This window comes from Rossellomorea sp. NS-SX7, from assembly GCF_052828565.1.
This window is the reverse complement of record NZ_CM128249.1, coordinates 4,096,298-4,120,724: the sequence shown is the minus strand read 5'-3', so window position 1 is coordinate 4,120,724 and position 24,427 is coordinate 4,096,298. Positions and strand designations below refer to the sequence as shown.

General features: G+C 48.0%; 13 protein-coding genes, 9 tRNA genes and 5 rRNA genes. All 27 read right to left on the bottom strand.

Translation table 11 applies throughout. The annotated features are described in order from the left end of the window. Positions 1 to 66: 66 nt before the first annotated feature. Positions 67 to 3,000: ribosomal RNA gene (locus tag ACUXV2_RS20405) — 23S ribosomal RNA — on the bottom strand. A 191-nt stretch (positions 3,001 to 3,191) separates the two neighbouring features. Continuing rightward, positions 3,192 to 4,743 (bottom strand): 16S ribosomal RNA (locus ACUXV2_RS20400). Positions 4,744 to 4,978: 235 nt separating this feature from the next. Next, a tRNA-Ala gene (locus ACUXV2_RS20395) sits at positions 4,979 to 5,054 on the bottom strand. 8 nt (positions 5,055 to 5,062) lie between these two features. Then, positions 5,063 to 5,139 (bottom strand) — tRNA-Pro (locus tag ACUXV2_RS20390). A gap of 7 nt (positions 5,140 to 5,146) precedes the next feature. Beyond that, a tRNA-Arg gene (locus ACUXV2_RS20385) sits at positions 5,147 to 5,223 on the bottom strand. A gap of 37 nt (positions 5,224 to 5,260) precedes the next feature. Continuing rightward, positions 5,261 to 5,349 (bottom strand) — tRNA-Leu (locus ACUXV2_RS20380). 9 nt (positions 5,350 to 5,358) lie between these two features. Beyond that, positions 5,359 to 5,433, bottom strand: a tRNA-Gly gene (locus ACUXV2_RS20375). A 5-nt stretch (positions 5,434 to 5,438) separates the two neighbouring features. Next, positions 5,439 to 5,523, bottom strand: a tRNA-Leu gene (locus tag ACUXV2_RS20370). Positions 5,524 to 5,562: 39 nt separating this feature from the next. After that, positions 5,563 to 5,638: transfer RNA gene (locus ACUXV2_RS20365), tRNA-Lys, on the bottom strand. A gap of 25 nt (positions 5,639 to 5,663) precedes the next feature. Continuing rightward, positions 5,664 to 5,739: transfer RNA gene (locus ACUXV2_RS20360), tRNA-Thr, on the bottom strand. 103 nt (positions 5,740 to 5,842) lie between these two features. Then, positions 5,843 to 5,918: transfer RNA gene (locus tag ACUXV2_RS20355), tRNA-Val, on the bottom strand. Positions 5,919 to 5,930: 12 nt separating this feature from the next. Continuing rightward, positions 5,931 to 6,047: ribosomal RNA gene (rrf, locus tag ACUXV2_RS20350) — 5S ribosomal RNA — on the bottom strand. Between the two features lie 96 nt (positions 6,048 to 6,143). Further along, positions 6,144 to 9,080 (bottom strand): 23S ribosomal RNA (locus tag ACUXV2_RS20345). A gap of 191 nt (positions 9,081 to 9,271) precedes the next feature. Then, a 16S ribosomal RNA gene (locus ACUXV2_RS20340) occupies positions 9,272 to 10,823 on the bottom strand. Together the 16S, 23S and 5S rRNA genes with 9 tRNA genes alongside form the textbook arrangement of a ribosomal RNA operon. 527 nt (positions 10,824 to 11,350) lie before the next feature. Further along, the gene (lysS, locus tag ACUXV2_RS20335; protein ID WP_446244930.1) at positions 11,351 to 12,838 is read right to left on the bottom strand and encodes a lysine--tRNA ligase; all 1,488 of its coding nucleotides are present in this window, start codon (positions 12,836 to 12,838) and stop codon (positions 11,351 to 11,353) included. A gap of 265 nt (positions 12,839 to 13,103) precedes the next feature. Beyond that, positions 13,104 to 13,328, bottom strand: coding sequence for a helix-turn-helix domain-containing protein (locus ACUXV2_RS20330; protein WP_446244929.1), 225 nt, complete (start codon positions 13,326 to 13,328; stop codon positions 13,104 to 13,106). Beyond that, complete coding sequence (gene folK / locus ACUXV2_RS20325; protein WP_446244928.1) at positions 13,280 to 13,807, bottom strand: 2-amino-4-hydroxy-6-hydroxymethyldihydropteridine diphosphokinase; 528 nt, start codon at positions 13,805 to 13,807, stop codon at positions 13,280 to 13,282. The genes ACUXV2_RS20330 and folK overlap by 49 nt, the downstream gene beginning before the upstream one ends. 1 nt (position 13,808) lies before the next feature. After that, complete coding sequence (folB, locus tag ACUXV2_RS20320) at positions 13,809 to 14,168, bottom strand: dihydroneopterin aldolase (RefSeq protein WP_446244927.1); 360 nt, start codon at positions 14,166 to 14,168, stop codon at positions 13,809 to 13,811. Then, positions 14,161 to 14,994 (bottom strand): dihydropteroate synthase, encoded by an 834-nt coding sequence (gene folP / locus ACUXV2_RS20315; RefSeq protein ID WP_446244926.1) that lies wholly within the window; start codon positions 14,992 to 14,994, stop codon positions 14,161 to 14,163. The genes folB and folP overlap by 8 nt, the downstream gene beginning before the upstream one ends. Then, on the bottom strand, positions 14,978 to 15,865 hold the full coding sequence (pabC, locus tag ACUXV2_RS20310; RefSeq protein ID WP_446244925.1) for an aminodeoxychorismate lyase: 888 nt from the start codon (positions 15,863 to 15,865) through the stop codon (positions 14,978 to 14,980). Before pabC ends, folP begins: the two co-directional genes overlap by 17 nt. Further along, positions 15,865 to 16,452: an aminodeoxychorismate/anthranilate synthase component II gene (gene pabA, locus ACUXV2_RS20305; protein ID WP_446244924.1), complete on the bottom strand. Its 588-nt coding sequence runs from the start codon at positions 16,450 to 16,452 to the stop codon at positions 15,865 to 15,867. Before pabA ends, pabC begins: the two co-directional genes overlap by 1 nt. Beyond that, entirely contained in the window at positions 16,449 to 17,858 is a 1,410-nt protein-coding gene (gene pabB, locus ACUXV2_RS20300; protein WP_446244923.1) for an aminodeoxychorismate synthase, component I, read from the bottom strand. Before pabB ends, pabA begins: the two co-directional genes overlap by 4 nt. Before the next feature lie 183 nt (positions 17,859 to 18,041). Beyond that, the gene (cysK, locus tag ACUXV2_RS20295; RefSeq protein WP_446244922.1) at positions 18,042 to 18,971 is read right to left on the bottom strand and encodes a cysteine synthase A; all 930 of its coding nucleotides are present in this window, start codon (positions 18,969 to 18,971) and stop codon (positions 18,042 to 18,044) included. 429 nt (positions 18,972 to 19,400) lie between these two features. After that, positions 19,401 to 20,303 (bottom strand): peptidyl-prolyl cis-trans isomerase, encoded by a 903-nt coding sequence (locus ACUXV2_RS20290; RefSeq protein ID WP_446244921.1) that lies wholly within the window; start codon positions 20,301 to 20,303, stop codon positions 19,401 to 19,403. A gap of 27 nt (positions 20,304 to 20,330) precedes the next feature. Beyond that, entirely contained in the window at positions 20,331 to 21,209 is an 879-nt protein-coding gene (gene hslO / locus ACUXV2_RS20285) for an Hsp33 family molecular chaperone HslO (RefSeq protein ID WP_446244920.1), read from the bottom strand. A 23-nt stretch (positions 21,210 to 21,232) separates the two neighbouring features. After that, positions 21,233 to 22,000 (bottom strand): type III pantothenate kinase, encoded by a 768-nt coding sequence (locus ACUXV2_RS20280; protein ID WP_446244919.1) that lies wholly within the window; start codon positions 21,998 to 22,000, stop codon positions 21,233 to 21,235. A 392-nt stretch (positions 22,001 to 22,392) separates the two neighbouring features. Continuing rightward, positions 22,393 to 24,378, bottom strand: coding sequence for an ATP-dependent zinc metalloprotease FtsH (ftsH, locus tag ACUXV2_RS20275; RefSeq protein WP_446244918.1), 1,986 nt, complete (start codon positions 24,376 to 24,378; stop codon positions 22,393 to 22,395). Positions 24,379 to 24,427: the final 49 nt, after the last annotated feature.

Below are 24,427 nucleotides of genomic sequence, written 5' to 3'. Positions count from 1 at the left end.
ACTAGATAAAGGATTGATGTCAAGATTACCGGTATTGCCGCTTGTGTTCATTTAAAATGACTCTTTGTGGTTAAGTCCTCGATCGATTAGTATCAGTCAGCTCCACATGTCACCATGCTTCCACCTCTGACCTATCTACCTAGTCATCTTCTAGGGATCTTACTCACATAAAGTGATGGGAAATCTCATCTCGAGGGGGGCTTCATGCTTAGATGCTTTCAGCACTTATCCCTTCCGCACATAGCTACCCAGCGATGCCTTTGGCAAGACAACTGGTACACCAGCGGTGCGTCCATCCCGGTCCTCTCGTACTAAGGACAGCTCCTCTCAAATTTCCTGCGCCCACGACGGATAGGGACCGAACTGTCTCACGACGTTCTGAACCCAGCTCGCGTACCGCTTTAATGGGCGAACAGCCCAACCCTTGGGACCGACTACAGCCCCAGGATGCGATGAGCCGACATCGAGGTGCCAAACCTCCCCGTCGATGTGGACTCTTGGGGGAGATAAGCCTGTTATCCCCGGGGTAGCTTTTATCCGTTGAGCGATGGCCCTTCCATGCGGAACCACCGGATCACTAAGCCCGACTTTCGTCCCTGCTCGACTTGTAGGTCTCGCAGTCAAGCTCCCTTGTGCCTTTACACTCTGCGAATGATTTCCAACCATTCTGAGGGAACCTTTGGGCGCCTCCGTTACTCTTTAGGAGGCGACCGCCCCAGTCAAACTGCCCACCTGACACTGTCTCCCACCCCGATAAGGGGCGCGGGTTAGAATTTCAATACAGCCAGGGTAGTATCCCACCAACGCCTCCACCGAAGCTGGCGCTCCGGCTTCCAAGGCTCCTACCTATCCTGTACAAGCTGTACCAAAATTCAATATCAGGCTACAGTAAAGCTCCACGGGGTCTTTCCGTCCTGTCGCGGGTAACCTGCATCTTCACAGGTACTATAATTTCACCGAGTCTCTCGTTGAGACAGTGCCCAGATCGTTACGCCTTTCGTGCGGGTCGGAACTTACCCGACAAGGAATTTCGCTACCTTAGGACCGTTATAGTTACGGCCGCCGTTTACTGGGGCTTCGATTCGCACCTTCGCTTGCGCTAAGCACTCCTCTTAACCTTCCAGCACCGGGCAGGCGTCAGCCCCTATACTTCGCCTTACGGCTTCGCAGAGACCTGTGTTTTTGCTAAACAGTCGCCTGGGCCTATTCACTGCGGCTCTTCGAGGCTATGCACCTCAAAGAGCACCCCTTCTCCCGAAGTTACGGGGTCATTTTGCCGAGTTCCTTAACGAGAGTTCTCTCGCTCACCTTAGGATTCTCTCCTCGCCTACCTGTGTCGGTTTGCGGTACGGGCACCTTTTTCCTCGCTAGAGGCTTTTCTTGGCAGTGTGGAATCAGGAACTTCGCTACTATAATTCGCTCGCTATCACAGCTCAGCCTTCGCGATGATGGGATTTGCCTCATCATCAGCCTAACTGCTTAGACGCACATATCCAGCAGTGCGCTTACCCTATCCTCCTGCGTCCCCCCATTGCTCAAACGGAAAAGAGGTGGTACAGGAATATCAACCTGTTGTCCATCGTCTACGCCTATCGGCCTCGACTTAGGTCCCGACTAACCCTGAGCGGACGAGCCTTCCTCAGGAAACCTTAGGCATTCGGTGGATGGGATTCTCACCCATCTTTCGCTACTCATACCGGCATTCTCACTTCTAAGCACTCCACCAGTCCTTACGGTCTGACTTCACTGTCCTTAGAACGCTCTCCTACCACTGACACCTAGAGGTGTCAATCCACAGCTTCGGTGATACGTTTAGCCCCGGTACATTTTCGGCGCAGAGTCACTCGACCAGTGAGCTATTACGCACTCTTTAAATGGTGGCTGCTTCTAAGCCAACATCCTGGTTGTCTAAGCAACTCCACATCCTTTTCCACTTAACGTATACTTTGGGACCTTAGCTGGTGGTCTGGGCTGTTTCCCTTTCGACTACGGATCTTATCACTCGCAGTCTGACTCCCATGGATAAGTCTTTGGCATTCGGAGTTTGTCTGAATTCGGTAACCCGATGAGGGCCCCTAGTCCAAACAGTGCTCTACCTCCAAGACTCTTACACATGAGGCTAGCCCTAAAGCTATTTCGGAGAGAACCAGCTATCTCCAAGTTCGATTGGAATTTCTCCGCTACCCACACCTCATCCCCGCACTTTTCAACGTGCGTGGGTTCGGACCTCCATCCAGTGTTACCTGGACTTCATCCTGGACATGGGTAGATCACCTGGTTTCGGGTCTACGACCACATACTCATTCGCCCTATTCAGACTCGCTTTCGCTGCGGCTCCGTCTCATCGACTTAACCTTGCATGGGATCGTAACTCCGGTTCATTCTACAAAAGGCACGCCATCACCCGTTAACGGGCTCTGACTACTTGTAGGCACACGGTTTCAGGTTCTCTTTCACTCCCCTTCCGGGGTGCTTTTCACCTTTCCCTCACGGTACTGGTTCACTATCGGTCACTAGGTAGTATTTAGCCTTGGGAGATGGTCCTCCCAGCTTCCGACGGGATTTCACGTGTCCCGCCGTACTCAGGATCCACTCAAGAGGGAACGAAGTTTCAACTACAGGGTTGTTACCTTCTTTGACGAGCCTTTCCAGACTTCTTCGTCTACTCCGTTCCTTTGTAACTCCGTATAGAGTGTCCTACAACCCCAAGAGGCAAGCCTCTTGGTTTGGGCTACATCCCGTTTCGCTCGCCGCTACTCAGGGAATCGCATTTGCTTTCTCTTCCTCCAGGTACTTAGATGTTTCAGTTCCCTGGGTCTGCCTTCCATACTCTATGTATTCAAATATGGATATTGTTCCATTACGAACAATGGGTTCCCCCATTCGGAAATCTCCGGATCAAAGCTCACTTACAGCTCCCCGAAGCATATCGGTGTTAGTCCCGTCCTTCATCGGCTCCTAGTGCCAAGGCATCCACCGTGCGCCCTTCATAACTTAACCGAATTGGTTGTTACATAAGGTTTAAAACCTAAAATGGCGATACTCGGTAATTTCTTGACTATCAATATATCTTTATCTAGTTTTCAAAGAACAAATAACGTGTATCTCATACGAGATACCTCGTTTTGATGGTTGAACCATCAAAACTGAACAAAACTTCGACTGTCAAACGTTTCATATATATTCCTTAGAAAGGAGGTGATCCAGCCGCACCTTCCGATACGGCTACCTTGTTACGACTTCACCCCAATCATCTGTCCCACCTTAGGCGGCTGGCTCCAAAAGGTTACCTCACCGACTTCGGGTGTTACAAACTCTCGTGGTGTGACGGGCGGTGTGTACAAGGCCCGGGAACGTATTCACCGCGGCATGCTGATCCGCGATTACTAGCGATTCCAGCTTCATGCAGGCGAGTTGCAGCCTGCAATCCGAACTGAGAACGGTTTTATGGGATTGGCTAAACCTCGCGGTCTCGCTGCCCTTTGTACCGTCCATTGTAGCACGTGTGTAGCCCAGGTCATAAGGGGCATGATGATTTGACGTCATCCCCACCTTCCTCCGGTTTGTCACCGGCAGTCATCTTAGAGTGCCCAACTGAATGCTGGCAACTAAGATCAAGGGTTGCGCTCGTTGCGGGACTTAACCCAACATCTCACGACACGAGCTGACGACAACCATGCACCACCTGTCACTCTGTCCCCCGAAGGGGAAAGCCCTATCTCTAGGGTTGTCAGAGGATGTCAAGACCTGGTAAGGTTCTTCGCGTTGCTTCGAATTAAACCACATGCTCCACCGCTTGTGCGGGCCCCCGTCAATTCCTTTGAGTTTCAGTCTTGCGACCGTACTCCCCAGGCGGAGTGCTTAATGCGTTAGCTGCAGCACTAAAGGGCGGAAACCCTCTAACACTTAGCACTCATCGTTTACGGCGTGGACTACCAGGGTATCTAATCCTGTTTGCTCCCCACGCTTTCGCGCCTCAGTGTCAGTTACAGACCAGAAAGTCGCCTTCGCCACTGGTGTTCCTCCAAATATCTACGCATTTCACCGCTACACTTGGAATTCCACTTTCCTCTTCTGCACTCAAGTTCCCCAGTTTCCAATGACCCTCCACGGTTGAGCCGTGGGCTTTCACATCAGACTTAAGAAACCACCTGCGCGCGCTTTACGCCCAATAATTCCGGACAACGCTTGCCACCTACGTATTACCGCGGCTGCTGGCACGTAGTTAGCCGTGGCTTTCTGGTTAGGTACCGTCAAGGTGCCGACCTATTCGAACGGCACTTGTTCTTCCCTAACAACAGAGTTTTACGATCCGAAAACCTTCTTCACTCACGCGGCGTTGCTCCGTCAGACTTTCGTCCATTGCGGAAGATTCCCTACTGCTGCCTCCCGTAGGAGTCTGGGCCGTGTCTCAGTCCCAGTGTGGCCGATCACCCTCTCAGGTCGGCTACGCATCGTCGCCTTGGTGAGCCGTTACCTCACCAACTAGCTAATGCGCCGCGGGTCCATCTGTAAGTGGTAGCTAAAAGCCACCTTTCAACAGTTCCTCATGCGAGGAACTGAGTTATCCGGTATTAGCCCCGGTTTCCCGGAGTTATCCCAGTCTTACAGGCAGGTTACCCACGTGTTACTCACCCGTCCGCCGCTGATCTCAGGGAGCAAGCTCCCTTTGATCCGCTCGACTTGCATGTATTAGGCACGCCGCCAGCGTTCGTCCTGAGCCAGGATCAAACTCTCCGATAAAAGTTTGAATAGCTCTTTTTTGTAACGATAATCGTTACGGTAAATCTAGAATTAACGTTGACGTATTGTCTTGTTTTGTTCAGTTTTCAAGGTTCAATTTGTTAAGTGCTTCGTTTGAAGCGACTTTTCAAGTATATCACCGACACTGGTGAGTGTCAACAACTTTTTTAATCTTTTTTCACCGAAGTGAGTTAAGGTAGATTCTTTTACTCCGCTTGCGCTGCGTAAAAAATCTTGGTGGAGCCTAGCGGGATCGAACCGCTGACCTCCTGCGTGCAAAGCAGGCGCTCTCCCAGCTGAGCTAAGGCCCCATCTAAGGTGGTCGGGAAGACAGGATTCGAACCTGCGACCCCTTGGTCCCAAACCAAGTGCTCTACCAAGCTGAGCTACTTCCCGAAATAGATGGCGCGCCCGAGAGGAGTCGAACCCCTAACCTTTTGATCCGTAGTCAAACGCTCTATCCAATTGAGCTACGGGCGCTTAATATAATGAATGTTATTTTCTTTCAAAAAAACTCTGGTGCCGAGGACCGGAATCGAACCGGTACGGTAGTCACCTACCGCAGGATTTTAAGTCCTGTGCGTCTGCCAGTTCCGCCACCCCGGCAAAAATCTTTGGAGCGGAAGACGGGATTCGAACCCGCGACCCCCACCTTGGCAAGGTGGTGTTCTACCACTGAACTACTTCCGCATATATGGTGCGGGTGAAGGGACTTGAACCCCCACGCCTTGCGGCGCCAGATCCTAAGTCTGGTGCGTCTGCCAATTCCGCCACACCCGCATGATAAAAGATATGATGTTTTGCTTGAGCAAAAATCAATGGTGAGCCATGAAGGACTCGAACCTTCGACCCTCTGATTAAAAGTCAGATGCTCTACCAACTGAGCTAATGGCTCATAAAAGTTATGAGAAAAACCAAAATGGTGCCGGCAAGAGGACTTGAACCCCCAACCTACTGATTACAAGTCAGTTGCTCTACCAGTTGAGCTACACCGGCGTGTTAAGTTGTTTATGCTTGTCCTATTTAAGGACGTTTGTTTCCTTCGCCCTTAGTAAAGGAAGGAAAGATATTTTGCTCCGCTGCGCTTCGCAAAAATCTATGGTGGAGGATGACGGGATCGAACCGCCGACCCTCTGCTTGTAAGGCAGATGCTCTCCCAGCTGAGCTAATCCTCCGGATTATAAATCGCCTGGCGACGTCCTACTCTCACAGGGGGAGAGCCCCCAACTACCATCGGCGCTGAAGAGCTTAACTTCCGTGTTCGGCATGGGAACGGGTGTGACCTCTTCGCCATAATCACCAGACGAATATTCAATTGAAGGGTTGTTCCTTCAAAACTAGATAAAGGATTGATGTCAAGATTACCGGTATTGCCGTTGTTCATTTAAAAATGACTCTTTGTGGTTAAGTCCTCGATCGATTAGTATCAGTCAGCTCCACATGTCACCATGCTTCCACCTCTGACCTATCTACCTAGTCATCTTCTAGGGATCTTACTCACATAAAGTGATGGGAAATCTCATCTCGAGGGGGGCTTCATGCTTAGATGCTTTCAGCACTTATCCCTTCCGCACATAGCTACCCAGCGATGCCTTTGGCAAGACAACTGGTACACCAGCGGTGCGTCCATCCCGGTCCTCTCGTACTAAGGACAGCTCCTCTCAAATTTCCTGCGCCCACGACGGATAGGGACCGAACTGTCTCACGACGTTCTGAACCCAGCTCGCGTACCGCTTTAATGGGCGAACAGCCCAACCCTTGGGACCGACTACAGCCCCAGGATGCGATGAGCCGACATCGAGGTGCCAAACCTCCCCGTCGATGTGGACTCTTGGGGGAGATAAGCCTGTTATCCCCGGGGTAGCTTTTATCCGTTGAGCGATGGCCCTTCCATGCGGAACCACCGGATCACTAAGCCCGACTTTCGTCCCTGCTCGACTTGTAGGTCTCGCAGTCAAGCTCCCTTGTGCCTTTACACTCTGCGAATGATTTCCAACCATTCTGAGGGAACCTTTGGGCGCCTCCGTTACTCTTTAGGAGGCGACCGCCCCAGTCAAACTGCCCACCTGACACTGTCTCCCACCCCGATAAGGGGCGCGGGTTAGAATTTCAATACAGCCAGGGTAGTATCCCACCAACGCCTCCACCGAAGCTGGCGCTCCGGCTTCCAAGGCTCCTACCTATCCTGTACAAGCTGTACCAAAATTCAATATCAGGCTACAGTAAAGCTCCACGGGGTCTTTCCGTCCTGTCGCGGGTAACCTGCATCTTCACAGGTACTATAATTTCACCGAGTCTCTCGTTGAGACAGTGCCCAGATCGTTACGCCTTTCGTGCGGGTCGGAACTTACCCGACAAGGAATTTCGCTACCTTAGGACCGTTATAGTTACGGCCGCCGTTTACTGGGGCTTCGATTCGCACCTTCGCTTGCGCTAAGCACTCCTCTTAACCTTCCAGCACCGGGCAGGCGTCAGCCCCTATACTTCGCCTTACGGCTTCGCAGAGACCTGTGTTTTTGCTAAACAGTCGCCTGGGCCTATTCACTGCGGCTCTTCGAGGCTATGCACCTCAAAGAGCACCCCTTCTCCCGAAGTTACGGGGTCATTTTGCCGAGTTCCTTAACGAGAGTTTCTCTCGCTCACCTTAGGATTCTCTCCTCGCCTACCTGTGTCGGTTTGCGGTACGGGCACCTTTTTCCTCGCTAGAGGCTTTTCTTGGCAGTGTGGAATCAGGAACTTCGCTACTATAATTCGCTCGCTATCACAGCTCAGCCTTCGCGATGATGGGATTTGCCTCATCATCAGCCTAACTGCTTAGACGCACATATCCAGCAGTGCGCTTACCCTATCCTCCTGCGTCCCCCCATTGCTCAAACGGAAAAGAGGTGGTACAGGAATATCAACCTGTTGTCCATCGTCTACGCCTATCGGCCTCGACTTAGGTCCCGACTAACCCTGAGCGGACGAGCCTTCCTCAGGAAACCTTAGGCATTCGGTGGATGGGATTCTCACCCATCTTTCGCTACTCATACCGGCATTCTCACTTCTAAGCACTCCACCAGTCCTTACGGTCTGACTTCACTGTCCTTAGAACGCTCTCCTACCACTGACACCTAGAGGTGTCAATCCACAGCTTCGGTGATACGTTTAGCCCCGGTACATTTTCGGCGCAGAGTCACTCGACCAGTGAGCTATTACGCACTCTTTAAATGGTGGCTGCTTCTAAGCCAACATCCTGGTTGTCTAAGCAACTCCACATCCTTTTCCACTTAACGTATACTTTGGGACCTTAGCTGGTGGTCTGGGCTGTTTCCCTTTCGACTACGGATCTTATCACTCGCAGTCTGACTCCCATGGATAAGTCTTTGGCATTCGGAGTTTGTCTGAATTCGGTAACCCGATGAGGGCCCCTAGTCCAAACAGTGCTCTACCTCCAAGACTCTTACACATGAGGCTAGCCCTAAAGCTATTTCGGAGAGAACCAGCTATCTCCAAGTTCGATTGGAATTTCTCCGCTACCCACACCTCATCCCCGCACTTTTCAACGTGCGTGGGTTCGGACCTCCATCCAGTGTTACCTGGACTTCATCCTGGACATGGGTAGATCACCTGGTTTCGGGTCTACGACCACATACTCATTCGCCCTATTCAGACTCGCTTTCGCTGCGGCTCCGTCTCATCGACTTAACCTTGCATGGGATCGTAACTCGCCGGTTCATTCTACAAAAGGCACGCCATCACCCGTTAACGGGCTCTGACTACTTGTAGGCACACGGTTTCAGGTTCTCTTTCACTCCCCTTCCGGGGTGCTTTTCACCTTTCCCTCACGGTACTGGTTCACTATCGGTCACTAGGTAGTATTTAGCCTTGGGAGATGGTCCTCCCAGCTTCCGACGGGATTTCACGTGTCCCGCCGTACTCAGGATCCACTCAAGAGGGAACGAAGTTTCAACTACAGGGTTGTTACCTTCTTTGACGAGCCTTTCCAGACTTCTTCGTCTACTCCTTTCCTTTGTAACTCCGTATAGAGTGTCCTACAACCCCAAGAGGCAAGCCTCTTGGTTTGGGCTACATCCCGTTTCGCTCGCCGCTACTCAGGGAATCGCATTTGCTTTCTCTTCCTCCAGGTACTTAGATGTTTCAGTTCCCTGGGTCTGCCTTCCATACTCTATGTATTCAAATATGGATATTGTTCCATTACGAACAATGGGTTCCCCCATTCGGAAATCTCCGGATCAAAGCTCACTTACAGCTCCCCGAAGCATATCGGTGTTAGTCCCGTCCTTCATCGGCTCCTAGTGCCAAGGCATCCACCGTGCGCCCTTCATAACTTAACCGAATTGGTTGTTACATAAGGTTTAAAACCTAAAATGGCGATACTCGGTAATTTCTTGACTATCAATATATCTTTATCTAGTTTTCAAAGAACAAATAACGTGTATCTCATACGAGATACCTCGTTTTGATGGTTGAACCATCAAAACTGAACAAAACTTCGACTGTCAAACGTTTCATATATATTCCTTAGAAAGGAGGTGATCCAGCCGCACCTTCCGATACGGCTACCTTGTTACGACTTCACCCCAATCATCTGTCCCACCTTAGGCGGCTGGCTCCAAAAGGTTACCTCACCGACTTCGGGTGTTACAAACTCTCGTGGTGTGACGGGCGGTGTGTACAAGGCCCGGGAACGTATTCACCGCGGCATGCTGATCCGCGATTACTAGCGATTCCAGCTTCATGCAGGCGAGTTGCAGCCTGCAATCCGAACTGAGAACGGTTTTATGGGATTGGCTAAACCTCGCGGTCTCGCTGCCCTTTGTACCGTCCATTGTAGCACGTGTGTAGCCCAGGTCATAAGGGGCATGATGATTTGACGTCATCCCCACCTTCCTCCGGTTTGTCACCGGCAGTCATCTTAGAGTGCCCAACTGAATGCTGGCAACTAAGATCAAGGGTTGCGCTCGTTGCGGGACTTAACCCAACATCTCACGACACGAGCTGACGACAACCATGCACCACCTGTCACTCTGTCCCCCGAAGGGGAAAGCCCTATCTCTAGGGTTGTCAGAGGATGTCAAGACCTGGTAAGGTTCTTCGCGTTGCTTCGAATTAAACCACATGCTCCACCGCTTGTGCGGGCCCCCGTCAATTCCTTTGAGTTTCAGTCTTGCGACCGTACTCCCCAGGCGGAGTGCTTAATGCGTTAGCTGCAGCACTAAAGGGCGGAAACCCTCTAACACTTAGCACTCATCGTTTACGGCGTGGACTACCAGGGTATCTAATCCTGTTTGCTCCCCACGCTTTCGCGCCTCAGTGTCAGTTACAGACCAGAAAGTCGCCTTCGCCACTGGTGTTCCTCCAAATATCTACGCATTTCACCGCTACACTTGGAATTCCACTTTCCTCTTCTGCACTCAAGTTCCCCAGTTTCCAATGACCCTCCACGGTTGAGCCGTGGGCTTTCACATCAGACTTAAGAAACCACCTGCGCGCGCTTTACGCCCAATAATTCCGGACAACGCTTGCCACCTACGTATTACCGCGGCTGCTGGCACGTAGTTAGCCGTGGCTTTCTGGTTAGGTACCGTCAAGGTGCCGCCCTATTCGAACGGCACTTGTTCTTCCCTAACAACAGAGTTTTACGATCCGAAAACCTTCTTCACTCACGCGGCGTTGCTCCGTCAGACTTTCGTCCATTGCGGAAGATTCCCTACTGCTGCCTCCCGTAGGAGTCTGGGCCGTGTCTCAGTCCCAGTGTGGCCGATCACCCTCTCAGGTCGGCTACGCATCGTCGCCTTGGTGAGCCGTTACCTCACCAACTAGCTAATGCGCCGCGGGTCCATCTGTAAGTGATAGCTAAAAGCCACCTTTCAACAGTTCCTCATGCGAGGAACTGAGTTATCCGGTATTAGCCCCGGTTTCCCGGAGTTATCCCAGTCTTACAGGCAGGTTACCCACGTGTTACTCACCCGTCCGCCGCTGATCTCAGGGAGCAAGCTCCCTTCGATCCGCTCGACTTGCATGTATTAGGCACGCCGCCAGCGTTCGTCCTGAGCCAGGATCAAACTCTCCGATAAAAGTTTGAATAGCTCTTGTTTGCAACGATTCTATCGTTGCGGTAAATCTAGAATTAACGTTGACGTATTGTCTTGTTTTGTTCAGTTTTCAAGGTTCAATTTGTTGATGTGCTTCGTTTGAAGCGACCCTTTAAATATTACAGCATCAACACCGTGGTGTCAATAACTTTTTTTAAAAAGTTTTTTGTGTGTTTGCCGTGTTTTTGCGGCAACAGATAATAATATACCACCATATAAACGATGGCGCAAGGGTTTTTTTCATCTTTTTTGTACTTTTTATTTTCAGAACATATATCTGCTTTCCTTATATGTAATTCCACCGTTAATGAATACTAAACTGGTTCAATTGAACTTGTTTGGTTAATTCAAAGATCGATCTTCTACTGCTGAATTTGGAAGTTAGTTTAATTGATAGTTGCCCTCAATCTCGATCAACAGTCAGAGACTGTTAAAATGGCAATAAGCTTTACCAGAACCAAAAAATAGAAAGCAGCGGTAAATGCCGCTGCTTTCTTTATCGAATCATATTAATCACGATGACGCATTAATGGGAACAATAATACATCTCGAATGGACGGGGAGTTCGTCAACAGCATAACAAGTCTGTCGATTCCAATTCCAAGACCACCTGTTGGAGGCATACCGTATTCCAATGCTTCAATGAAGTCATCATCCATCATGTGTGCTTCATCGTTACCTTCTTCTCTTTCTTTCAGCTGAGCTTCAAAGCGTTCTCTTTGATCTATCGGATCGTTAAGCTCAGTAAACGCGTTTGCATGTTCACGGCCCACAATGAATAACTCGAAACGATCTGTGAAACGAGGATCTTCATCGTTTTTCTTTGCAAGCGGAGAAATTTCCACTGGGTGACCGTAGATGAATGTAGGCTGAATAAGCTTATCTTCTACTTTTTGTTCAAAGAATTCATTAACGACATGGCCATATTGCATATTGTCTTTAATCTCAATGCCGTGCTCTTTAGCCAACGCACGAGCTTCTTCATCGGACATTTCTTTCCAGAAGTCCACTCCTGTGTGTTCTTTAACGGCATCTACCATATGAAGGCGAGTCCATTCAGGCTCAAGTTTCACTTCATACTCTCCGTATTGAACAGTCGTAGAACCGAATACTTCTTTTGCGATATGAGCAACAAGGTTTTCAGTTAAAGCCATGATGTCGCGGTAATCTGCATATGCTTCATAAAGCTCGATCATCGTAAATTCCGGGTTGTGTCGCGTTGACACCCCTTCATTACGGAAGACACGACCGATTTCGTATACTTTTTCAAGACCGCCGACAATCAGGCGCTTCAGGTGAAGCTCGATTGCGATACGCATATAAAGCGGCATATCAAGGGCATTGTGATGTGTCGTGAACGGACGTGCAGATGCCCCTCCCGCAATGGAATGCATCATAGGTGTTTCCACTTCAAGGTATCCGTTGTTATCTAAGTATCTTCTCATCGATTGGATGATGCGGCTGCGAGCGATGAACGTCTCTTTGCTTTCCTGGCTTGTAATGAGATCCAGGTAACGCTGACGATAGCGTTGCTCTACGTCTTTCAACCCGTGGAATTTCTCAGGGAGCGGACGCAATGCTTTCGTTAGCAATGTGAATTCTTTCGCTTTAACGGAAAGCTCTCCAACCTTCGTTTTAAATACCGTTCCTGTAATACCGACGATATCCCCAAGGTCTGCAGTGTTGAAGAATTCATATGCTTCTTCGCCTACAGCATCTTTACGAACATAGATTTGAACTTGTCCTTCTAAATCTTGAAGGTGGGCAAATCCGGCTTTTCCTTTTCCACGCTTGGTCATGATACGGCCGGCAATCGTTACCGTAATCTCTTTTTCTTCTAACTCTTCTTTTGAAAACTCATCATATTGTTCTTTGATCTCTGATGAGCTGTGTGAACGATCAAAACGTTTACCGAACGGATCCATTCCTTTTTCACGGATGGACTCCATTTTTTCACGTCTTACGCGAAACTGGTCATTTATTTCTTCGTGACTCATGTATTTTCACTCCTATTCTATCTGCTTTCCTGCTTTACTAGACTGATACGAATATATACCATACTATTTTACACAATATCCGGGTTTGTAACACCCCTAAAGTTTCAGTTCTTTAAGAAAACTGTCCCTCGTGTGCCATTGAAGGCTCACGGATATCGTGATAAAAACCATCTAAAAAAGGCCGCTCCATTCATGATGGGTATCATGAATGGAATCCAGCCCTTTTTTAGAATAACAGATTTTGATCTATTTATCACGTGACGAATTATTCACTATGCTCCAACTCACCCTGAGGATCGAGGTCCCCGAGAGAAATATTGAGCACTTCTGCCACCTTCAACAAGAAGTCTTCTTTCGGGATACGGCTCCCTCTCTCCACTTCCCCGAGTACAGAAACCGATATACCGAGTTCCTTAGCCAGCCCTTCCTGCGTGAAACCTTTTAGTTTTCTGAATGCACGAACGCGTCTTCCCCATTTATCTGTTTCCATAACCGAACTCCTTCTTTGTCAGGTATTTCGTCCAGAAAGCGATTGAACGGGGTCCCAAGATCAGGATGCCCGATAGACGGTTCAAGCTCTAAGAGCGGTATGAGAACGAATGCTCTCTCTTGCATCCTTGGATGAGGAACGAGTAGATTCTCTGATTCAATATTTTCGTGATTATAGAGTAAGATGTCAAGGTCTATTATCCTCGGTCCCCACTTGAATTCCCTTTTTCTCCCAAGGTCATATTCCACCTGCAAGCATTGCTGCAACAGTACTTCTGGACTTAGATCCGTACGAATTTCAATCACCATATTCAAAAATTCACCTTGTTCAGTAAAACCTACTGGATCCGTTTCATAAATCGACGACTTCCTTAATACCTCTATTTTACCATGACTATGGAGGATATTAATGGCTTTTTCCAAATAAGCCTCCCGCTCCCCCATATTTGATCCGAGAGAAAGGTATGCGATGTTCTTCATGTTATCGACTCCTTGTGATCTCCACTGCCACCGATCGGTAATGACCGGGAATGGGTGGATCAGGCTTGATCAGTGTTATCTTACAGCTTTCAACGACTGAAAATGAACGAAGTATTTCAGCGGAGATCCTTTCAGCTACTGCTTCCACCAGGTTAAGGGGATCTCCTTCCACGACCGACTTTGCGATAGAGTAGACATCTGCATAGTTGACGGAATCCTCAAGGTTGTCGCTTTGTCCGGATTTTTTTAAATCGAGGTGCAGCTCCACACTGACACGGAACCGCTGACCGAGCTTATTTTCTTCCGGAAATACGCCGTGATATCCGTAGAACTCCATTTCATTCAGCATGATTTTATCCATCGTACCGCTCCTTTCCCATTAACGCATCCGTCATCTTCGCCATCCGCGCCATTTCTTTGACATCATGGACACGCACTAGCTGGCACCCCTTTTGGATTCCCCAGCATACAGTCGCGCCCGTCCCTTCTAAACGCTCCTCGACCGGCAGATCCAGCACATGGCCTATGACCCTCTTACGTGATGTCGCATAAAGAACCGGATACCCGAGGGATACAAGGATGTCCACGCTTCTCATCATTTCAAGGTTCTGTTCGAATGTCTTGGCAAAACCGATCCCCGGGTCAAGAATGATCTGATCATCCTTCACTCCCGCTTTCTTTACGAGTGTAATGCTTTCCTGGAGATCTTGAACAGCATCCCTCATAAACACCTCGTACTCTTTTTCCTCACGGTTGTGCATCAGGATGATCGGAACCCCTTTTTCAGCTGCCACTTCTGCGATGAGCGGGTCTTTCTTCGCCCCCCAGACGTCGTTAATGATATGGGCACCTGCATCAAGCGCCTTTCTGGCAGTCTCCGCTTTATACGTATCGATCGAAATCGGCACGTCTACTTCTTTAACAAGAGCTTCGATGATCGGTACCACTCTCGCAATCTCTTCCTCTGCTGAAACAGGGGTGTGGCCCGGGCGAGTCGATTCGCCACCGACATCAATGATGTCCGCCCCTTCTTCAACCATTTCCTTGGCACGCGCCACCGCCTTCTGTACAGAGTCATACGAACCTCCGTCTGAAAAAGAATCCGGTGTTACATTGAGGATCCCCATAATGAGGGTTTTATTTGAGTAGTCCAATCTATATTTTCCGCAATTAATCGTTTGTGGCATGAGTGTTCCCTTCTTTCATGTCTTCAATCGAGTTTAAATAGGTCACATACTTCCGGTAGTTTTCATGCAGCAATCTGACATACTGACCGTTACTGCCTGCAAACGTTATATTCCCCGCTCTGTTTACCGGTACAATCTCTTGCACGGAATTCGTAAAGAATACTTCACTTGCCGATTCCAGGTCACTCACACGATAGAACCCTTCATGGACCGGTATGTGCAGATCTTCCGCCAGTGCCAGAATGAACCGCCTTGTGATCCCGTTCAACAATCCCGTTTCAATGGAAGGGGTATGGATGGCCCCGTCTTTTATCCAGAAGATATTAGAGGTGATGCCTTCGCATATAAACCCGTTACCTGTGAGGAAAATCCCCTCCTTGTCCGGGGAAGGGCCGATTTCTCTTTTGGCAGCAAGGTTATTGAGGTAATGATGGGACTTCAACCTCTCGTCTATTTCAGGTGTACTTCGCCTCAACCGGAGGAAGACGCCCTCTTTTTCACGAAGCGGTATGGAAGGCGGTAATTCTTTTTGAAAAAGAATGGTGGTTGCATGCTCGTATGGTGTTGTCTGCAATCCTATCTCGCCCGGTCCTCCTGAGACATTCAACCGGCAGTATGCATCTTCCCATCCATTTTTCTTCAAAAGTGCCCTTACAACCTGTCTTATCTCTGCTTCCTTAATATTCGTTTCGATGTTGAGTGCTTCAAGCCCCTTCTGCAGCCTGGATAAATGATCTCTCAATAAAAAAGGGTGGCCTCCATATGTTCGAAATGTTTCAAAAACACCTAATCCGTATAAGTAGCCATGGTCAAAAGGTGATATGGCCGCTTCTGACTGATGCACGATGTTTCCATTCAAATAAATATACATTAAGCCGGCAGCTCTGCTTTCTTATATGTTTCAAGGAAGTTCTTCAATAGTTCCTTACCATGCTGCGTCATGATCGACTCGGGATGGAACTGTACACCCTCTATTGCCAGGTCCTTATGGCGGATGGCCATGATCTCACCTTCTGAAGTTTCTGCTGTGATATCAAAACAGTCGGGAAGGGTTTCCCGTTTCACAATCAGTGAATGATACCTTGTCGCTTCAAACGGGTTTTGAATCCCATGGAAAATGGTTCTCCCGTCATGGTGCATGTCCGACACCTTCCCGTGCATAAGCCTCTCGGCACGGATGACGTCCCCTCCGAATACCTGGGCGATCGACTGGTGCCCAAGACACACGCCGAAAATCGGGACTTTCCCTGCAAAATATGAAATGGCCTCAAGGCTGATCCCCGCTTCATCCGGACTGCAGGGACCCGGGGAAATCATCAGGTAATCGGGGGACATCGTTTCTATTTCTTTTATCGTAATGTCGTCATTCCTTCTGACGATCAACTCTTCGCCCAGCTCCCCTAAAAACTGAACGAGATTATAAGTGAATGAGTCATAGTTGTCGATCATAAGTATCATAGTTGTTCCCCCTTTCCTTCCGCCATGGCTTTTGCTACCCAGAGAGCCTTGGCTTTCTTCAGTGATTCCTTGTATTCATATTTCGGGTTGGAGTCGATGACAACGCCCGCACCCGCCTGGATATACGCTTGATTATCTTTTACGAGCATCGTCCGAATGACGATATTTAATTCCATATCCCCATTCACGCCGATCCAGCCAATCGATCCCGTGTAAATGCCTCTTCTCACCGGCTCAAGCTCTTCTATAATTTCCATCGTCCTTACTTTTGGTGCTCCGGTGATCGTCCCTCCCGGAAAAACAGAGCGGATGACATCAGCACCGGTTTTATGTTCATCCAGTGTTCCCCTTACGTTCGATACGATATGCATGACATGGGAATACTTTTCGATTACCATGAATTCATTGACTTCCACCGTTCCGTATTTGCAGACTCTTCCTAAGTCATTCCGTTCAAGGTCGACAAGCATGACATGCTCTGCACGTTCTTTTTCATTATCAATCAGTTCATGAGCCAATGCCTCATCTTCAGCTGCGTCTTTCCCGCGTGAACGTGTACCGGCAATCGGCCTTGTGCTCACTTCCGTCCCTTTTTTCTTCACCAGGAGCTCTGGCGACCCTGAAACGATCTGGAATTCAGGTGTCTGGATGTAACTCATATAAGGGGAGGGGTTCAGTTCCCGAAGCTTTTTATAAACGGTGAACGGTTCTGCCCCCAGCTTCTGCGACTGTCTGACTGATAAATTGACCTGGAATACATCCCCTTGCGAGATATAGTCCTGAATCCTCCTTACGGCATCCGAAAATTGCTCTTCGTTCATAGAGACCGTAATGTCATGAACTTCTGTATCAGCCGGTGCAGGCCCTGCCGTTCCCTTCTGCAAAAGGTGTTCTTGCCACAAGTTCGTCCACATTGTGAGCTGTGCTTCCGCCTTGTCCTTCTCATCTTGCGTGAGGATCATCGTCCACAACATCTCCTCCTTATGGTCAAACACCACCCATTGATCTAAATAAAAGAAATACACTTCAGGAATTTCAAGGTCATCCTTACTCAATGAAGGCAGTTTCTCGATTCTCCTGGCATAGTCATAGCTCAGAAAACCGATGACCCCTCCCTGGAAATCAGGAAGGTCGGGCTGCCTCTCCGCTTTCAACGGCTGCAGCCATTTTTCCAATTCGATCAGCGGGTCCCCCAGCCTCATTTCCGTGTTCTTTTCATCATGGATCTTAAGTCCTTCCGGTGTGCTTTGCAGTACCGCTTTTGGTTGAAGTCCGGCAACACTATATCGTCCACCGCGGCCGCTTTCCAGCAATACATGGTGTGATTGGTCCTGACTTAGTTGTTGATATGCTGAGAAGAATTGTTCTTTCGTTGTACGGTTTTTATGAAAATATAGGTGTTGCACTTCCTTCACACTCCTACTGATTTATCTTCTTTCATGATACATGAAGTTGGGGAAGGTTTCACTGTTGAAAGTTTGGAAGCGGGAGTTTTGTCGGGTATTTTTAAATGGCGGGAAAAATATCATCCTTATAGAATAAATTAAAAAATCCCAAAGCAAATGCTGCTTCGGGATCCGTTGATTTTTTTATTGATCATCAAATTGATAAAGCGGGGTGCTTAGGTAACGCTCGCCGTTACTTGGAATGACCGCGAGTACTTTCTTTCCTTTACCGAGTTCTTTCGCCACTTTGAGTGCTGCAAAGATAGCTGCCCCGGAAGAGATCCCTCCAAGGATTCCTTCTTCTTTGGCTGCTTTTCTTGCGTATTCAAACGCCTCTTCGTTTCGGACTTGAATTACTTCATCGTACACGGAAGTATTTAGTATATCAGGTACAAACCCTGCTCCGATTCCCTGTATCTTATGGGGTCCAGGCTTCCCGCCCGACAGGATTGGTGAATCGGTTGGTTCCACTGCATATAACTTGATGGATGGATAATGCTCCTTCAATACTTCTCCGGCACCGGTGATCGTTCCGCCTGTTCCGATTCCTGCAATGAACCCGTCAAGCTGACCGCCCATTTGTTCAACGATTTCTTTACCGGTCGTTTCCCTGTGCACTTTAGGATTTGCCTTATTTTTAAATTGCTGGGGCATGAAATATCCTTTTTCATTAGCAAGTTCCTCCGCCTTGCGGATTGCGCCACCCATTCCTTCGGCTCCTGGAGTCAATACCAGTTCAGCACCGTATGCACGCAGCAGGTTACGTCTTTCCATACTCATTGTATCAGGCATGACCAGCACTGCTTTATACCCTTTTGCTGCAGCAACCATCGCGAGTCCAATTCCGGTATTGCCGCTCGTCGGCTCAACAATCGCATCCCCCGGCTTGATCTTTCCGGCCTTTTCGGCATCCTCGATCATTGCTAACGCAATTCTGTCTTTCACGCTGCTTCCGGGATTCATATATTCCAATTTCAAGTACACATCTGCACTATTTTCATCGACTAAACGATTTAGCTTCACTATTGGAGTTTGACCTATCAATTCCGAAATTGAATTAGCAATCCTCACCATACTTTTCACACTCCTAATTCCAAGTAAATTTGTTGGATTTATTTACTAAAATGTAACAATATTCAATCATTTTGTCAACAGAAATGCATGGCGCCTCTAAGACGCCGGTGCCGGCCAAGGAAAAACGGAATCTGCCAGCTCCCTTTTCTACTCTATTCACCCTTTATCCCTTCTATGTTTGGTTAAACCTCATATGTTTATGTATAAGTAAAAAGACTGGCCAAAAGCCAGTCTCGCTATATAAGAAAGAATTATGTTTGTTGGAGAAGTGTCCAGCTACAGGGCTAAAGCCGACTCCGCTTTTCTATTGTCCAGCTACGGCGGCTAGAGGCTCGAGACATTAGCCATGCCATCCAGAAAGGCAAAGAGCGCCTTTATGGCTGCCCTGTCTTATGCTTGTCGCCTCTGGGCGAGCCGCCTCCGCTTTTCTTATTGTTCTGTACCGTAAAACCATTCAACATCGGCTTCGTCCCAGAATGCTTCAGGGAGCAGCGGAGTTTCCACCTGTTCAATTGCAAGTTGACGTCGAATTTGGGATTTTACATCATCATAGCTGTAGTGCCTTTCTTTCATGATGCCTTCTAAAAGGTACACCGCATAGTCAGATCCCGATTTCACCGGCTTACTCCATTTCCCTTCTTTCAAAGAATCGATTTCTTCCACCGCTTCCGGGGATAAAAGTTCTCCATTAGCAGGGATATAACCGATTTCTCCACCAAGATGAGCACTTTGTTCATCAATGGAACGCTCCATTGCAAGGACATCGAAGCTGGAACCATTTTCAAGTTCTTTGATGACCTGCTCAGCCTCGGATTGATCCCCTACTTTGATTTGCTTCAGGTTATACATTTTAGGGATCGAATACATTTCTTCATTCTGTTCGTAGAAGCTTTTCATCTCATCTTCAGAAACTTCCACATCTTTCGTCAGGAGTTCTTCCAGTAATAAGTCTGTTTTGATTTGGTTTTTGACGGTTTCCTCGTCTTCTGTGTACTCTTCATCGAACGAGTTATATACCGAACGAATTAATGCATATTCCTGATTGACCTCTTCATCCGAAACGGAAATATTGTACTTCTTTGCGATTTTTTCAATCACCTTTTGGTTGATCAGTTGTTTAAGTTCTTGTTCGCCGTACTTCTGTTCAAGCGAATAGAGCCAGTCTTCTCGGGTGACAGAATCACCGCCGACCGTGGCAACGACCTCGTTACCCGCTTTCATTCCACCCATACTGGAGGAGGCATCAGGCTTTAACCATAGGAATAACGTGACGATATTCGTCACAAGCAATAGAGCTGCTGCAATCAGTAAAGGGTAAGGTTTCAATTTCATTGATTGTATGTCTCCCTGTTCTGTTTACTATTTTGCTTCTTCTTTAAGTACTTCCAATTCTTTATCTGAAAAAACATACGTTTCATTACAGAAATGACATTTTGCTTCCGCTTGTTGATCTTCGTCGATGATCTCCTGGATTTCGTTTTCACCCAGGCTGATGATTGCGTTCGCAAATCGTTCTTTTGAACATTGACACTTGAATGATATCGGCATAGTATCAAGAATCTTCACTTCACCTTTTCCAAGGACTTCTTCCAGGACTTCTTCAGGTGTGAGTCCTTTTTCAATCAGCTTCGATATCGGCGGTATCTTCGACAGTCTTTCTTCTATCTTTGTAATCGTCTCATCGTCTGTACCCGGCATCAACTGAAGGATGAATCCACCAGCAGCAAGGATCGAATTATCAGGGTTGACAAGCACCCCTACTCCAACCGAAGAAGGAACCTGCTCTGAAGTCACAAAATAATATGTGAAGTCTTCACCAAGTTCGCCGGACACGATCGGCACCTGTCCGGAGAAGTGATCGCGCATACCGATATCTTTTACGACAGAAAGGGTACCCGATGTTCCTACAGCACGGCGTACATCAAGCTTTCCATGCTCATTAAGATCAAAGTGAACATGAGGATTGGAAACATACCCTCTCACTTCCCCTTTGGCGTTGCTGTCCACAAGAATCGCTCCGATCGGACCTCCGCCCTCGACCTTAACCGTTAATTTATTTTCTCCTTTAAGCATAGCTCCCATCATGACTCCGGCACTGATGGATCTTCCCAGGGCAGCTGAAGCAGTCGGCCAGGTGTCATGTCTTTTTTGCGCTTCACCAACAGTTTCTGTACTTCTTACAGCATACGCGCGCACTTGCCCTTCATAAGCCAAGGCTTTTACTAAATAGTCACTCATGTTCTTGCTCCTTTCCTTCGTCCCTAATTCATGTTTCGTTTATAAATTAGCTTTAATCCTTTAAGAGTAAGGAATGGGTCCACTACATCGATTGAATTTGATTCTTTTGAAATCAGTGAAGCGAGCCCTCCAGTTGCGATGACAGTTGGCTCCTCTTTACTTTGTGCTTTCATTCTTTGTACGATTCCCTCAACTTGTCCTACATATCCATAAAGTATGCCTGCCTGCATGGCCGTCACCGTGTTCTTCCCGATGATGTGATCGGGACGTGCAATTTCAATCCTTGGCAGCTTTGCTGCCTTTGAATACAGGGCTTCCGTCGAAATGCCGATACCCGGGGCGATCGCACCGCCCATATATTGTCTATCCTCATTGATATAGCAGTAGGTTGTAGCGGTTCCAAAGTCCACAATGATAAGTGGTCCTCCGTATTCATGGATTCCAGCTACCGCATTCACAATCCGGTCTGCCCCTACTTCACGAGGATTTTCGTATTTGATGTTCAATCCTGTTTTGATGCCAGGGCCCACAACAAGCGGGGTAATATTGAAATACTTCTCGCACATCCGTTCCAAGCTGAACATGATTGGCGGAACGACAGATGAAATGATGATCCCGTCTATCTCTTCGAATTTCAAATTTACGTGCTGAAACAGATTTTTTACCAGCATGCCGAATTCATCTTCGGTTTTATGACGGTTCGTTTCCGATCTCCAGTGATATTTTAAATGGTCGCCTTCATAGACGCCATACACGATGTTTGTATTTCCTACATCCATTACAAAAATCAATATTCTCACCTACTAAATTGTTTTCACACACTGCCAACATCATACCATATCTTATAAATAATAGGTAAGTACAAAAGCCGAGGGACAATCTTTAACCATGCATTGGTTTGTGTTATTGAGAGAAGACTTTAAACGCCGCTGTTGATTTCCGTGGAAGACTTCGCTTTCCGCGGGCGGTTGGTGAGCCTCCTCGTCGCTTGCGCTCCTGCGGGGTCTCACCTAACTCGCTTTTCCCGCAGGAGTCTTCGTCTTCCACTCCAATCAACAGCTGGAACAGGCTATAACACATCACGAACTTTTAAAGTTTGTTTTACTCCACTCTGAAAACCAATTCCATTAACCATTTTATACAAAAAAGAGGCTGCACCTCAGTGGTGAGCCTCTTTTTCGTATTATGTGCGATCTGATTTGTCAGAATCGTCTTTTTCAGGAGTTGTTTCTGTTGTTTCTGTCGTTTCTGCTTCGATTACGTTTTGTTCGTTTTTCTTTTGGATGTTTACCTTGACGTCGCTTTTGTCTTCTTTGTCAGATTCGTAAATGCGTTCAGGTAATGTTCCGTGATCAACGAGATGCTTGATTTGTGCAGCATCTAGCGTTTCTACGTCAAGCAGTGTTTTGGCAATCAGTTCAAGCTTGTCGCGGTTCTCTGTGAGAATCTTCTTGGCACGTGCATAGCTTTCCTTGATCAGGCGCTGCATTTCCATGTCGATTTCATGGGCGATGGCATCTGAATAGTTTTGTTCACTATTGATGTCACGGCCCAAGAACACTTGACCGCCTTGCTGGGAACCGAATTGAAGCGGTCCGAGTTTGTCACTCATCCCGTATTCAGTGACCATTTTACGTGCGATACCTGTTGCACGCTGGAAGTCATTGTGGGCACCCGTCGATACTTCACCGAAGATGATTTCTTCTGCGACACGACCTCCGAGCAAGCCCGTGATTTTATCAAGAAGCTCAGGCTTCGTCATAAAGTAACGATCTTCTTTAGGCAGCATGACGGCATATCCGCCAGCCTGACCGCGTGGAACGATGGTTACTTTATGTACCATATCCGCTTCATCAAGTACCACTCCAATCACGGTATGACCCGCTTCATGGAATGCAACGATTTTACGTTCTTTTTCAGATATAACGCGGCTCTTCTTCGCAGGTCCCGCAATGACGCGGTCTGTTGCTTCATCGATATCACGCATATCAATCTTTTTCTTGTCTTCACGGGCTGCCACGAGGGCTGCCTCGTTCAGCAGGTTTTCTAAATCGGCACCAGAGAAACCTGGTGTCCTCATCGCAATCGCCTTTAAATCGACCGTATCGTCAAGCGGTTTGTTGCGGGCATGTACCTGAAGTACTGCTTCACGGCCGATGACATCCGGTCGGTCAACCGTAATCTGACGGTCAAAACGTCCTGGACGAAGTAATGCCGGGTCAAGAATGTCCGGTCTGTTCGTTGCGGCAACGATGATGATCCCTTCGTTGGCTCCGAAACCGTCCATTTCGACAAGAAGCTGGTTAAGCGTCTGCTCACGTTCATCGTGGCCTCCGCCAAGTCCTGCTCCACGCTGGCGTCCCACTGCATCAATCTCATCAATGAAAATGATACAAGGCGCATTTTTCTTTGCGTTTTCAAATAAATCACGTACACGTGATGCACCGACACCGACGAACATTTCAACGAAGTCAGAACCACTGATGGAGAAGAACGGCACTCCCGCTTCTCCTGCCGCTGCTCTGGCAAGCAATGTTTTACCGGTACCCGGAGGTCCTACTAACAGCACCCCTTTAGGTATGCGTGCACCTATTTCAGAGAATTTACGCGGATCCTTGAGGAATTCCACGACTTCTACAAGTTCCTGTTTCTCTTCATCCGCTCCTGCTACATCTTTAAAGCGGACTTTCTTTTTCTCTTCACTGTAGAGCTTCGCCTTGCTCTTACCGAAATTCATGACTCGGCTTCCGCCGCCCTGAGCCTGGTTCAGCAAGAAGAAGAATAGAATGAAAATGATGACAAATGGAATGATCGTTGTAAAGAACGATACCCATCCGCTTGTTTCTTTGGCTTGTAAAACGTTGACGTCAATACCCTGCTCAGAAGCTGCAGCATTGATTTGATCCATCAACTTGCCATCGGTAGTAAGGACATAAGTTAAGAAGGATTCTCCTTCTTCAGCTCCTTTTAACTCTCCTTTTACCTCATATACACCTCTCCCAGGCTGAATGGAGAATGATTCGACTTCCCCTTTTTCAAGCTGGTTGATGAACGTACTGTATTCAATATTTTTGGTTGGTTCGTTGTTGTTACTGAAATAACTCACCACACCTATAATGACTAAAAAGACCAGTAAATAGAATATGGTGTTACGAAAGATCCGGTTCATCCCTTACCTCCTCCCACGGGTAAACAAACTAACTAAAATAGTATCATAG

Excerpts from the sequence above, each read along its gene's own strand:
- lysS (WP_446244930.1), bottom strand. The coding sequence starts at position 12,838 with ATGAGTCACGAAGAAATAAATGACCAGTTTCGCGTAAGACGTGAAAAA.
- ACUXV2_RS20330 (WP_446244929.1), bottom strand. The coding sequence starts at position 13,328 with ATGGAAACAGATAAATGGGGAAGACGCGTTCGTGCATTCAGAAAACTA.
- folK (WP_446244928.1), bottom strand. The coding sequence starts at position 13,807 with ATGAAGAACATCGCATACCTTTCTCTCGGATCAAATATGGGGGAGCGG.
- folB (WP_446244927.1), bottom strand. The coding sequence starts at position 14,168 with ATGGATAAAATCATGCTGAATGAAATGGAGTTCTACGGATATCACGGC.
- folP (WP_446244926.1), bottom strand. The coding sequence starts at position 14,994 with ATGCCACAAACGATTAATTGCGGAAAATATAGATTGGACTACTCAAAT.
- pabC (WP_446244925.1), bottom strand. The coding sequence starts at position 15,865 with ATGTATATTTATTTGAATGGAAACATCGTGCATCAGTCAGAAGCGGCC.
- pabA (WP_446244924.1), bottom strand. The coding sequence starts at position 16,452 with ATGATACTTATGATCGACAACTATGACTCATTCACTTATAATCTCGTT.
- cysK (WP_446244922.1), bottom strand. The coding sequence starts at position 18,971 with ATGGTGAGGATTGCTAATTCAATTTCGGAATTGATAGGTCAAACTCCA.
- ACUXV2_RS20290 (WP_446244921.1), bottom strand. The coding sequence starts at position 20,303 with ATGAAATTGAAACCTTACCCTTTACTGATTGCAGCAGCTCTATTGCTT.
- hslO (WP_446244920.1), bottom strand. The coding sequence starts at position 21,209 with ATGAGTGACTATTTAGTAAAAGCCTTGGCTTATGAAGGGCAAGTGCGC.
- ftsH (WP_446244918.1), bottom strand. The coding sequence starts at position 24,378 with ATGAACCGGATCTTTCGTAACACCATATTCTATTTACTGGTCTTTTTA.